The organism is Deinococcus betulae (assembly GCF_020166395.1).
Classification (GTDB): Bacteria; Deinococcota; Deinococci; order Deinococcales; family Deinococcaceae; genus Deinococcus; species Deinococcus betulae.
The window spans coordinates 91,682-104,143 of record NZ_JAIQXU010000013.1 but is presented as its reverse complement, the minus strand read 5'-3'; the positions used below and the strand labels follow the sequence as shown (position 1 = coordinate 104,143).

13 protein-coding genes are annotated in these 12,462 nt (G+C 65.0%); 9 read left to right on the top strand and 4 right to left on the bottom strand.

Annotated features, from left to right (window positions below; genetic code table 11):
• Positions 1-78: 78 nt before the first annotated feature.
• On the bottom strand, positions 79-474 hold the full coding sequence (locus K7W42_RS11495; protein ID WP_224574771.1) for a barstar family protein: 396 nt from the start codon (positions 472-474) through the stop codon (positions 79-81).
• A gap of 151 nt (positions 475-625) precedes the next feature.
• Positions 626-1,063, bottom strand: a complete 438-nt coding sequence (locus K7W42_RS11490) for a guanyl-specific ribonuclease (RefSeq protein ID WP_224574769.1) — start codon at positions 1,061-1,063, stop codon at positions 626-628.
• A 546-nt stretch (positions 1,064-1,609) separates the two neighbouring features.
• Between K7W42_RS11490 and K7W42_RS11485 the strand changes: the two genes are divergently transcribed.
• Entirely contained in the window at positions 1,610-2,092 is a 483-nt protein-coding gene (locus tag K7W42_RS11485) for a DinB family protein (protein ID WP_224574767.1), read from the top strand.
• A 193-nt stretch (positions 2,093-2,285) separates the two neighbouring features.
• Here K7W42_RS11485 and K7W42_RS11480 read toward each other — a convergent pair whose 3' ends face one another.
• Positions 2,286-3,113: an undecaprenyl-diphosphate phosphatase gene (locus tag K7W42_RS11480; protein WP_224574766.1), complete on the bottom strand. Its 828-nt coding sequence runs from the start codon at positions 3,111-3,113 to the stop codon at positions 2,286-2,288.
• Between the two features lie 242 nt (positions 3,114-3,355).
• Between K7W42_RS11480 and K7W42_RS11475 the strand changes: the two genes are divergently transcribed.
• From K7W42_RS11475 to K7W42_RS11440, 8 genes are all read left to right on the top strand, one after another.
• Entirely contained in the window at positions 3,356-4,159 is an 804-nt protein-coding gene (locus tag K7W42_RS11475) for an aminoglycoside phosphotransferase family protein (RefSeq protein WP_224574764.1), read from the top strand.
• Between the two features lie 139 nt (positions 4,160-4,298).
• Complete coding sequence (gene rpsB, locus K7W42_RS11470) at positions 4,299-5,048, top strand: 30S ribosomal protein S2 (RefSeq protein ID WP_157458648.1); 750 nt, start codon at positions 4,299-4,301, stop codon at positions 5,046-5,048.
• Between the two features lie 96 nt (positions 5,049-5,144).
• Positions 5,145-5,939, top strand: coding sequence for a translation elongation factor Ts (gene tsf, locus K7W42_RS11465; protein WP_224574761.1), 795 nt, complete (start codon positions 5,145-5,147; stop codon positions 5,937-5,939).
• Between the two features lie 122 nt (positions 5,940-6,061).
• Complete coding sequence (pyrH, locus tag K7W42_RS11460; RefSeq protein WP_224574759.1) at positions 6,062-6,769, top strand: UMP kinase; 708 nt, start codon at positions 6,062-6,064, stop codon at positions 6,767-6,769.
• Between the two features lie 294 nt (positions 6,770-7,063).
• Entirely contained in the window at positions 7,064-7,615 is a 552-nt protein-coding gene (gene frr / locus K7W42_RS11455; RefSeq protein WP_157458650.1) for a ribosome recycling factor, read from the top strand.
• Between the two features lie 94 nt (positions 7,616-7,709).
• Entirely contained in the window at positions 7,710-8,540 is an 831-nt protein-coding gene (locus K7W42_RS11450) for a phosphatidate cytidylyltransferase (RefSeq protein ID WP_157458651.1), read from the top strand.
• 410 nt (positions 8,541-8,950) lie between these two features.
• Entirely contained in the window at positions 8,951-10,132 is a 1,182-nt protein-coding gene (gene dxr, locus K7W42_RS11445) for a 1-deoxy-D-xylulose-5-phosphate reductoisomerase (RefSeq protein WP_224574758.1), read from the top strand.
• Entirely contained in the window at positions 10,129-11,247 is a 1,119-nt protein-coding gene (locus K7W42_RS11440) for a M50 family metallopeptidase (protein WP_224574757.1), read from the top strand. The genes dxr and K7W42_RS11440 overlap by 4 nt, the downstream gene beginning before the upstream one ends.
• Before the next feature lie 68 nt (positions 11,248-11,315).
• Here the strand turns inward: K7W42_RS11440 and K7W42_RS11435 are convergent, their stop codons facing one another.
• A complete protein-coding gene (locus tag K7W42_RS11435; protein WP_224574756.1) occupies positions 11,316-12,206 on the bottom strand; it encodes an NmrA family NAD(P)-binding protein in 891 nt (296 codons plus the stop codon).
• Positions 12,207-12,462 lie beyond the last annotated feature (256 nt).

Genomic DNA, 12,462 nt, shown 5'->3' with positions numbered 1-12,462 from the left:
TCACCGTGGCGTGCGCCCTCCGGCTTTTTGCCAAGATGTGGGCAGCCGGCCGTCTGATTTGGCTCGTGTCACCCTGGCCTACCAGGCATCCGGGTCGGCGTCGGCCTCCTCGGTCAGCAGCCAGAGTTGGCGGCCCTGCGCAGCGGCCTCACGCTGGGCGTCCAGAAGCGCGGTTTCCAGGTCACGGCTCAGGTGGGGATGGTGGCTGCGAAACTGGGTGTAACTGCACAGCAGCAGGGCCAGGCGGTCTGGCAGACGCTCGGGGTCGGTCAGCACGTCGTACAGGGCGTCCCAGTTGTGACCGAACGTGCCCGTGATAGCCAGGCCAGACATCAGGGCCAGCATCAGGCTGGGTTTGTCGTGAACCTGGCCAAAGCTCACCTCCCGCACCCCTATCTGATAGCCCGCCGCCAGGATGCGCGGCTCGTGCGGCGCGACCTGCAGGCCACTGGGCGCCTCGTTGAAGACTTGCATTACCAGCCTCCCGGAGATGGCCGCCGCTTGGACCCGTGAAACAACAGATCAAGTCGAGCAGCACCACATAGAGAACAACTCGTCTCGCGCGTGGCGGTTAGTCCCACGCAGCTCGCGGGCAAGCAGTAGGAAACGGCGAAATCCACGTGCATCATGGGGCGATCCTCTGGAAGCTGGCGTAGTGGTCGGCGGTGTAGTAGCACTCGGCGGTGCGGGTGACAGGCTGGCCGCCGCAGACGACGCGGCGCGCGCCCCGGTCCTGTTCGCCCGGCGTGGGCACCGTGTATTCGCGGTAATACGCACTGGATTGCCGGGGCAGCAGGCGCTCGCGGTTCCCAAAGGTCGCGCCGTCCCTGCTATAGGCGAAAGGGCCGCCCCCGGCAATCCGGGTCAGCACCCGCTGACCTTCCGGGGGTAGGTCGGCACGCGCCACCCAGGGCAGACCGCTGTCAGGGTCGCGCCCGGTGCTGGCTGGGGCCGAGGTGCTGGGCGGCCGCTGGTCAGCCGCTGGCCCGGTCGTCTGGAGGGGCGCCGGGTCACAGGCCGCCAGCCACGTGGCCAGCAGGAGAAGGGGAAGCACAGGCCTCATGACACTCAGTCTAGGAGTCAGCGCCACAAGCCGGGCAGAGGATGGCTTAAGCCTGGGATGACGCCGAGGCGAGCAGACCTGTAGAACTGCAACGTACAGGGGGGGGGCTGTGCCTTGTTGCAGGCAGGACAATGCCACAGGCTGTCATACGGATTCCGTCTGTTTCGTTTACAAATCGGAACAGAACCGATTTGCAAACTCCACGCCCGGAACCCGTTTTGCTCCTTCTCGCTCCGCTCGGATTGAATCGTTTGCATAAACGATTCAATCGGAGTTCGTATCACTCTCAGCAATACGCCTGGCTCATGGACAGCCCTCATGACGCCCTCTGAAGGCAAGGCGACCTGCTCTCGACTGTTCGGAGGGAATCCGCTTCTCGCGTCAGACCTCTTCGGCCGCGCGTACCGCTGGCAAGCCTGCGGCAAGACAGCCCTGCCTATCCGCTGGTCCCAAAAGCGGCGATAGAGTAATTCGGCCGGACCCCCTGACCTCCTCCCCGCCCACATAAAGCCCAGCAGGCTTGAGCCCCAGATGAAAGGAGCCCCCATGAGCATCAAAGCGTTCTTGCTTCAACAATTTGAGACGGAACATCAGGCGTTTGTGCAGGCCCTGAAGGGCATCCCAGAAGAACAGTTTTCCAGAAGTTCCCCCTGCGGCGGCCACTCAGCGGCCTGGATGGCCCTGCATATTCTCGACTGGGCCCGCCTCTACCTTCCCGAAGAACAGGGCGGCGGACCGAAGGCGACCTATGCCTACCTGGGCTGGGAGAACGAACCCTGGACACAGGCCCTCAGAGGCGAACCGGCCATGAGCGAGGTCACGCCGCAAGAGACGATTCTTGCCGCGCTGGAAGCTGCGCTGGCGCAGGCCCGCGAAGGCTACGCCCGCATCCCAGAGCAGGGATTTGCGCCGGAGTACCAGATTCAGACGCCGTTCGGTGAGCGCGTCCTGAGTGACTCGCTGGCGCGGCAGTTGCGGCATATCGCTTACCACCGGGGTCAGGCCGTGCTGCTGCAACGTCAGTTGTGACGGACAGCTGAACGGAGGCGCAACCGGAGGGCCGAGGTCAAAGCCATGCGCGCCGCTGAGCCAGCCTGGGCTACCTGACCTGCTTGCCCATCAGGGTTCACCCTTCAGCTCAGATGTTTCGTCCAAAAAACGCAGCCTGTCCTGTGACGGTCTGCGTTTCTTCGGTGGCCCTGTTGGTGTCCAGCAGGGAACTTCAGGCCAGGTTGCCGTCTGTCATGACGCCCGCCGCAATCAGGGCCAGAATCAGCGCGCCCACAATCACGCGGTACACCGCAAACCCTTTAAAGGTGTTGGTAGAGACGAACTTCAGCAGCCAGCCAATCGCTAAGTAGGCGGTGACAAAACTGACGCCCGCACCCAGCAGCACGTTGACCAGACCAATCTCGCCAAAAATCAGTTCACGTTCCTGAATCAGGTTCAGCAGAGCCGCGCCGCCCAGCGTAGGGACGCCCAGATAGAAGCTGAATTTGGTAGCGGTGGCGCGGTCCAGGCCCAGCACCATGCCGCCCAGAATCGAGCTGGCGCTGCGGGAAAACCCCGGCCACAGCAGGGCCAGGCATTGCAGAGCGCCGATCAGAAAGGACCGGCGAACCCCAATCTTCTCGATGGCGTCCACGCGCGGCGTCACTTTGCGGCTCTCGATCAGCCAGATCAGCACACCGCCCACGATCAGCGCCCAGGCGACCACGCTGGGACGGAACAGATAGGCCTTGATGGCGTCGCCGAACAGCAGGCCCAGCACCACCGCCGGAATACAGGCCACCAGCACGCCCAGCCACAGGGTGCGCTGGGTCTGGTCGGTGCCGATGTGCCGCACCTTCAGAAAGTCGCGCCAGTAATACACCAGCACGCTCAGGATGGCGCCGCCCTGAATCACCACTTCAAAAGCGTCTTTGACGTCCTTGGTCCAGGGCACGCCCATCAGGTTGCCGGTCAGAATCAGGTGCCCGGTCGAGCTGATGGGCAAAAACTCGGTGATTCCCTCGACGATGCCGTAAACGATGGCGTACAACCAGTCCATAAGGGGCCAGTGTACGGCCTGATACGGATTCCGTTTCATTACGGCGCAGAGGGTGCCTTTTCGTCTGCGGCTCCACAACGCGGAGTCCGTCTCTGCTCTCGCTCGCCCTCCTGAGAAGCTCTCCGAGTCTGCTGTGCCCCTTTCCAAGTCCGCTCGGAGTTCATCGGGCATTCTGCTGAATTCAATCGGAGTCTGGATGGCAGGGGCTGAAGGACGTCCATCCGAAGACGCAGACTGAGCGGGTGAGGACCGAAACCTATATTCGCCGCTGGGGGCTGGAACCGGACGGCGAGCCGTTTTCGACCCCCAGCAGCGACCTGTGCCCGGTGCGGTGGAAGGGGCAAGCGGCCATGCTAAAGGTGGCGAAAGGTGCCGAGGAGCAGCGCGGCAACCTCTTGATGGTGTGGCTGGCGGGACAGGGTGCGGCGCAGGTGTACCGCCACGAAGGACCAGCGCTGCTGATGGAGCAGCTGGACCCTGAGCCCGACCTGACGGCGATGGTCGGGGCCGGACAGGACGATGAGGCCAGCCGGATCCTGTGCCGGGCGGCGGCGGGGGTGCATCTGCCGCGCCGTGACCCGCCGCCCGAGCTGGCGCCGCTGCTGCAGTGGTTTCGTGCGTTGGAAGAGAGGCAGCGCCAGAGCAGCCTATTTGCCGGATGCTGGGGGCTGGCCCAGGCCCTCCTCTCTTCACCCCAGGACGTGCGCCCGCTGCACGGGGACCTGCACCACGGCAACGTGCTCCACAGTTCGGAGCGCGGCTGGCTGGTCATTGATCCCAAAGGCCTGCTGGGTGAGCGGGGCTACGACTTTGCCAACATGCTGTGTAACCCGTCACTGGAGACGGCCCGGCACCCAGGGCGACTGGAACGGAAGGCGGGCGTGATCGCGGCGGCGGCCGGCCTGGACCGCGCCCGGCTGCTGGCCTGGGTGACCGCTTACGCGGGCCTCTCTGCAGCGTGGCATCTGGAAGATGACCAGCCCACCGAAGCCGGGCAGACCTTGGACCTGGCGCAGCAGGCCCTGGCCCTCTCCCCTGCACCTTAACTTTCGGGTATACTCTCCGTTTGGGTGCCCCCGTGACCCTTCGCTGCGCGCGCTCGAGCGTCGCGCGCTGCCTGGCCTCCCCTGCGGGGCTGGCACGAGGACGGCAAACTTTTTCCCGAATCAACGCTCCGGAGTTTTCATGTCGTACATCTCCATGAAGCAGTTGCTTGAAGCCGGGGTTCACTTCGGCCACGAAACCAAACGCTGGAACCCCAAGTTCAAGCGCTTCATCTTCGCCGAGCGCAACGGCATTTTCATCATTGACCTCCAGAAGACACTGAAGCAGGTCGACCGCTCCTTTGACTACATCAAGGAACTGGCTGAGCGCGGCGGCGTGATTCTGTTCGTGGGCACCAAGAAGCAGGCCCAGGAAATCGTGGAACTGGAAGCCCGCCGCACCGGCATGCCCTTCGTGACCAGCCGCTGGCTGGGCGGCATGCTGACCAACTTCAAGACCATGCGCACCCGCATTGACCGCCTGAACGAACTGGACGACATGTTCGAGTCGGGCCGCGTCAATGACCGACTGAAGGCCGAGCGCATCAAGCTGGCCGCCGAGCGCGAGCGCCTGCAGCGCTTCGTGGGTGGCATCCGCAAGATGAGCCGCCTGCCCGACGCGATCTTCGTGGTGGACCCCACCAAGGAAGTCATCGCCGTGCAGGAAGCCAACAAGCTGGGGATTCCCGTGATCGCCCTGGCCGACACCGACTCTGACCCCGATGTCATTGACTACATCGTGCCCGGCAACGACGACGCCATCCGCTCCATCCAGCTGATTACCCACCGCATCGGTGACCTGCTGGTCGAGGCGCGCGGCGGCGGCGAAGACGTGGGCGCGGCCGATGGCGCCGAGCAGACCGAGGACGCCACCGACAGCATCGAGGCCTAAACAGGGCCGGCAGGGGGCTGTCCGGCGAAGGTGATTTGCCCGGACAGCCCCTTTCTCTAAGCATCCTCAACTTCATCCTTTACAGGAGGCATGACCATGCTGGAATCAATCAAGAAACTCCGTGAACTGACGGGCGCAGGCATGATGGACGTCAAAAAGGCCCTGGCCGACGCCGGCAACGACGAGGACAAGGCCATTGCGCTGCTGCGCGAGCGCGGCATTGCCAAAGCCGTCAAGAAGGGTGACCGCGAAGCCAAGGAAGGCATCGTGCGCTTCAAGGTGGACGGCAACCGCGCCGCCATCGTGGAAGTGAACAGCGAAACCGACTTTGTGGCCCGCAACAGCGACTTCCAGGCGATTGTCGAGAAGCTGGCGCAGGCCGCGCTGGACGCGAAGACCAGTGATCTCGAAGAGTTCAAGAACTTCAGCGTGGACGGCGAAACCGTCGCCACCCTGGTCGCCGCCACCGCTGGCAAGATCGGTGAAAACATCGTCCTGAACCGCGTGGCCTACCTGGAAGGCAGCACCGTGGCGGGCTACGTGCACAGCAACGGCAAGATTGGCGTGCTGGTGGACGTGGACGGCGGCACTGACGCCCAGGCCAAGGACGTGGCCCTGCACGTGGCCGCCGAGCGTCCCCAGTTCCTGACCCGCGACGAAGTGAACAGCACCGACATCGACAAAGAGCGCGAAATCCTGACCAACAAGGCGCTCAACGAGGGCAAGCCCCAGCAGATCGTCGAGAAGATCGTCGAGGGTCAGATTGGCAAGTTCTACTCCGAAAAGGTGCTGCCCGAGCAGGCCTTCGTGAAGGACAACAGCCTGACGGTCGCCAAGTACCTGGGCGGCGCCAGCGTCAAACGCTTCGTCCGCTTCGAAATAGGCGCGTAAAGCGTACCGGGGCCCCTGAAAAGGGGCTTTTTTCTGCGCGGCCCTTCCCTGTTCCTGTCGCTCCGGCAGCCGCGCCCGCTGGCTGCCGGCCTTGTTTGCCCCATTCCTGCCGAGGTGTTCATATGTTTAAGCGCGTTCTACTCAAGCTGTCGGGTGAATTCCTGGCGGGCGAATCCGGTTTTGGTATCAGCCCTGACACCACGGCGGCGCTGGCCCGGCGCATCACGCAGGCGCTGGACGGCACCGGGGTCGAACTGGCGGTGGTGATTGGCGGCGGGAATTTCTGGCGCGGCGAGCGCAACGGCAAAGGCATGGACCCCGCCACGGCCGATTACATCGGGATGCTGGGCACCGTGATGAACGCGATGGCCCTGCAAGACGCCATGGAAACCGCCGGGCGCCCCACCCGCGTCATGAGCGCCATTCAGATGGCGGCCGTGGCCGAGCCGTACATTCGCCGCCGGGCCATTCGGCACCTCGAAAAGGACCGCGTGGTTATCTTTGGCGGGGGTAACGGCGCGCCCTTTTTCACCACTGACACCACCAGCACCCTGCGTGCCCTGGAAATTGGCGCCCAGGTGGTGCTGATGGCCAAAAACAAGGTAGACGGGGTGTATGACAGCGACCCGCGCAAGAACCCGGACGCGAAGTTCATCTCTCAGGCGACCCACCTGGAAGTCGTCGAGCAGCGCCTGGAAGTCATGGACGCCACCGCCCTGACGCTGTGCATGGACCGCGGCCTGCCCATCGTGGTGTTCGATCTGTTTCAGGAAGGCAACCTGCGCCGCCTGCTTCAAGGTGAGCGGGTGGGCACGCTCATCCAGAGCTGAGACCAACTCCGATGAAACCGTTGTTATAAAAGCGGTTTCATCCAAGGGGACTCGGACAGCGGCAGACTCCAAGAGCTTCGCAGAAGAGCGGGCAGGAGGACAGCGGGGCCCAGGCGTGGGGTGTGTCCATCGCTGCCCTTCCTGGTTATCAACGGAGCACTCTGTCTGAGGCGCCGCGCGCCCGCCAGAAGCGGGCATCCTCAAGGCATCCCCAACCCCGCGCCCGCACCCCGCGCACTGCCGCTGGCTTCCCATCCTTTACACTGGCCGCACTTCCCGGTAAGGAGACTTCACATGGCTGACATGAAAACCATTCAGGCCGACGCCCGCGAGAAGATGGGCAAGGCCATTGAATCGCTGGAAAATAACCTCTCGGTGCTGCGCACGGGCCGCGCCAACCCCGGCATCTTGAAAAAGATTGTGGTGGACTACTACGGCAGCTCTATGCCCATTGACCAGGTGGCCAGCATCACCACCCCCGACGCCCGCACACTGGTCATCACGCCGTGGGACCGGGGCGCGCTGAACCCCATCGAAAAGGCCATCCGCGACAGCGACCTGGGCCTGAACCCCAACAACAAGGGCGATACGATTTTCATCTCGCTGCCCATGCTGACCGAGGAGCGCCGCCGCGACCTCGTGAAGAACGCCAAGAACTACGCCGAGGACGCCCGCATCGCCATTCGGAACATCCGCAAGCACACGCTGGATGAGGTGAAAAAAGTCGAGGGCATCGGTGACGACGAGATCAAGCGCGGCGAGGCCGACGTGCAAAAGATCACCGACGAGTACGTGACGCGGGTCGAGGCGACCTTCCAGAAGAAGGAGCAGGAAATCCTAGGGTGAAGGCGCCGCGCGCCGGTTGTGAGAGGTGGGTTGTCGGGTGTAGGCGCGTCCCTACAGCCCACAACCCACGTCCCACAGCCTCCCCGGAGGGGCCATGGAATCCCTGAGCAGCCGCATTCTGACCAGCGTGGTGGGCTTTGCCATCCTGAGTCTGGTGGTGTGGGTGGGCTGGGCGGCGCTGCTGCCCGGCCTGATCGTGGTGGCCATCATGGCGCTGCGCGAATACATCCGCATGCTGGACCGCAGCGACATAGACGTGCGGCGCGTGAGCCTGGGGGTGTTTGCGGCGGCGCTGCTGGTGGCCAGCCTGCCCATGTGGCCCTCCACCCCCTGGCCCGGCGGTTCGTGGCGAGAAGCCGTGCTGACCGCAGCCGTGGGTTACTTTCTGGTCGTGGAGGTGATCCGGCCCGGCGAGCGGCCCCTGGAACGCATCGTGTATTCCATCTTCGGGCTGCTGTACATTCCCTGGCTGCTGGGGTACTTTCTGCTGCTGCGCTACAGCCCGGACGCTGGCGACGGCCTGCTGTATCTTGCCCTGCCCCTGCTGGCCACCTTTGCCGCCGATATCGGCGGGTACTTTGTCGGCTACTTTTTCGGGCGGCGCAAACTGGCTCCGGAAGTCAGCCCCGGCAAAACGGTGGAAGGCTCGATTGGTGGGCTCCTCTTCAGTTTTCTGATGGTGCTGGGCCTGACCACCGCCACCCACATCTGGACCCCATTCGAGGCGCTGCTGTACGCCATTCTGGTCGCCAGCGCCAGTCAGCTGGGCGACCTGGCCGAGAGCCTCCTCAAACGCTCTCTGAACACCAAGGACAGCGGCACCAGCTTGCCGGGCCACGGTGGGTTTCTAGACCGGGTGGACAGCCTGTTGTTTGCCGTTCCCGCGACATACCTGTTCTTGAACATCAGCGTGTTTACGCGGTAAGGGGCGGTGGGGCGTTGGTGATGGGTGGGAGGACAAACAAGGCGGCTAAGGCCGCCTCTTTTGTTGTTCTGCCTGCAGTGTGTCGGTGAGGAAGACCAATCCTGACCCGCATATGGGATGCACACGGGTGTTCGTTTTCGGTGCCAGTCTCTCGCCGCGCCCTCCTATACCCTCGTCTCAGCTGGACGGCCATCTGTCACACCAACATCCCGGAGCAGCATCAAGTTGCAAACCTCATGCCTGGAAGGGATTTTGCTCCTGCCCACTCTCTCGCAAAGCTGTCCCGGTCTACGGGGCCGCTGTGCCCGTCCAATGGGACGCAACCGAGCTTGCCAACCATTGCGGCGTCCGGCCCAGTCCTGCCCAGTGCCCCATTCGTCCCTGGCCGCTTCCTCTACCATGCAGGGCAGATGAACCCTTCGGTACAGACCATTTCGGTGCTGGGCAGCACGGGCAGTATTGGCACGCAGACGCTGGACATTGCCCGCGAACGGGGCTACCGGGTCACGGCGCTGGCCGCCGGCAAGAATCTGGACCTGCTGGCGGTGCAGGTGCGTGAATTTGGCCCGCAGGTGATTAGTGTGGACGGGTCGGTGTATGACCAGGCCAAACAGCGCTTCTCGGGCGTGCAGGTGACCGCTGACCCCAGTGCGCTGGCAGCGCTGAAAACGGACGTGGTGGTCAATGCCATGAGTGGCCTGATTGGCCTGGCCCCCACCCGCGCCGCCCTAGAAGCTGGGCAGGCCGTGGCACTGGCCACCAAGGAGGCGATGGTCACGGCCGCGCACCTGATGTGGGCGGCGGCCGAGCAGGGGGGCGGGCGCGTGGTGCCGGTGGATTCTGAACACACGGGCATCTTTCAGTGCCTGACCGGCGAGGCCATAGACGACGTGGCCGAGCTGATTCTGACCGCCAGCGGCGGCCCTTTTCGTGAGGGCCCTGCGGACCTGAGCAGCGTGACCCCCGAGCAGGCGCTGAGGCACCCCTCATGGAGCATGGGCCCCAAGGTGACCATTGACAGCGCAACCCTGATGAACAAGGGGCTGGAAGTCATGGAATGCGCCTCACTGTACGGCCTGCCCCTATCGCAGGTGGGTGTGGTCATTCATCCCCAAAGCCTGATTCACGCGGCGGTGCGGTTCCGGGACGGCAGCCTGAAAGCGCAGTTTGGCCCCACGGACATGCGCCTGCCGATTGCCTACGCCATTGACGCCGCGCCAGGCGGGATGACCCGCCCCGGTGACGTGCACGGCGCGCGGCGTGGGCGCGAGGTCGGCCGCCACCTGGGCTGGGCCATGCGCGGCGAATGGTCGTTCAGCGCGCCCGACCTCTCCCGCTTTCCCTGCCTGGCCCTGGCCTACCGAGCGGGCGAAGCGGGCGGCCTGCTGCCGGTGGCCCTGAACGCCGCCGATGAGGTCGCGGTGGACGCCTTCCTGGCCGGGCAACTGGACTTCCTGGGCATTGCCCGCCTCATTGAGCAGGTGCTGGACGAGACCCCAGCTGGCGCACTGACCTGGGACACCCTGGCCGAGGTGGACGCCTGGGCGCGCACACGGGCGAAGGAACTGTGTGTGGGCGGGGTGCGCGCGTGAACGTCCTGCAAGGCATCACCGCCGCCCTGACCCCACTGGGGCTGCTCTGGACGCTGCTGATTATTAGTCTGGCGACGTTCATTCATGAACTGGCGCACTATGCCCTGGCCCGGTGGCAGGGGGTGACAGTGAACTCCTTCAGCATTGGCATGGGGCCGGTGCTGCTGCGCCGAAACTGGTACGGCACCGAATGGCGGCTGTCGCTGCTGCCCATCGGCGGCTACGTGGAAATTGACGGCATGTCTCCTGAAGAGGACGGCCAGGGCGGCCACCGCCAGCCCACGCGCGGCTTTGCGGCGCTGCCGGCCTGGGGCAAGGTGGCGGTGTTGCTGGCCGGGCCGCTGGTCAACCTGCTGCTGGCCACCACGCTGATGACCGTTAACTTCAGCGCCCAGGGGGTACCGGCCCCAGACCGCGCCCGCATTGAGGAGGTCGTGGCTGGGTCGCGCGCCCAGACCCTGGGCCTCCAGGTGGGCGACGTGATTACGGCGGCCGACGGTCAGGACATTCCAGAAACAGCGCGTCTGGGAGGCCGCGATGTGGCCGGCTGGGAGGGCGTGCGCGAGGTGCTGACGCAGCCTGGCCCCCACAGCTTTACGGTGGTGCGGGCCGGGCAGCCGCGCGAGGTGAAGTTTGACTGGACCCCCGTAATAGGCGGCGAGCGGCAACTGCTGGGCATCCGCTACGGCCCAGACGTGCAGCCAGTGAGCGTGGGGACCGCCTTCGTCCGCTCCTGGCAGGTCACCGCCGAGGCCCTGCCGCAGGTGCTGCGCTCCTTTGCCGGGCTGTTCCAGCGCTTCTTTACCCTTGACCTGTCGCGCGACGAGAATGTCAGCGGCCCCATCGGCACCGCCGAGATTGTCAGCCGGGCGGCGGCGGTGAGCCCCTGGGCCCTGCTTCAGGTGGCTATTCTGCTGAACCTGTCACTGGCCTTTTTTAACCTGCTGCCGATTCCGGGTCTGGACGGCGGGCGCATTCTGCTTGTGCTGGTGGGGGCCGTGCGTGGCCGGCCTCTGAGCTTCAGCCAGGAACAGGCCATCAACTTCGCGGGCTTCGCCTTCGTGATGCTGCTGATGGTCTTTGTGGTGGTGCGCGACGTGATCAGGTTTTTTTAGGGTTGTAGGGGGTGGGAAGGGCAGCGGCGAACATTCGTTTCCGCTGCCCTTTTCCTACAGCCCACGACCTACAGCCCCTTCAACACCTCCGCCACGCCCGTCCACCGCAGCGCCGGATACCGCCCATTGTCCAGCGGGGTCAGCTTGGCCTGACCGGTGAACATGTCGTGGAGATACTGCATCCCCTGCCAGGCGGGAAACACCTCGTCGCTGGGGGGCGTGAGGGCGCGGGTCAGGGTGGCAAAGGCGTGCAGGCTGCCCGTTCCCCCGGCCCGCAGGAGGCCAAACGGCTGGCCGGTCGCGGCCGAGGCTGCCGCCTGAAGGCCGCGCGCACTTTGCACGTCGCCCGCCACCCGCAGCCAGCGGGGCGCCGCAGGGTCCAGGGCCACGCGGGCCGTAAACGCGGCGGTATCAGCCACCGTCGTGAAGTCCAGCGGCTGGTCAGCGTCACCCCAGTACAGCACCCGCCGGAGCCTGGGCAGCACCACCGGAGCCTGCCCGGTCAACAGGTCGGCGAACATGCCGTTCAGGACCGAGGTGGCCTGAATCGGCACGGCATCCAGGCGCGCCCTGAACTCGCGGCGCAGGTCGAGGTTGCGGTTGCGGCCGCCTGGCCGGGTGAAATCCACCGAGAAATCCGAGGGGATGAACCGGGGCACCCCGGCCTCCACCGCCGCGTCCAGCAAGCGGGTCTGCACGTCCACGATCACGGCGCGCAGGCCTGACAGCGCCGAGACCACACAGGCCGCGCCCTCCACCGCCCGAATCAGGTCAGGCACGCGGTCGGGGTTAGCAGTGACGACCTCTGCCCCCGCTGCGCGCAGGGCACTGACTTTTGCGGGGTCGCTTTCGGGGCGGACCAGCACGCGCACGGGGGCGCCCAGGCCCAGCAGTTCCTGGGTGATAAGGCGGCCCAGTTGCCCGGTGGGGCCGGCCACGACGATGGGCGCAGAAGACATGCCGGTTATCCTCCCGGCTCAGGCGCGGCGCGACTGTACGGGGCCACACGGCCTGCTCGCGCCCCGGCAGGCAGTTCTCACGGGGCGCGGGGGGAGCGGCTCATATAGATTCCGCTAAATTGCAGCACAGCCGAACAGGCACCGTCAGCACTTCCAGATCGCGCCATCCGCAGCTGTTCCTTCTCGCTTTCCTGCAGAGCTTTCCAAGGCCGCTCGAATTTCACCCGGCATTCTGCTCGATTCAATCGGAGTCCGT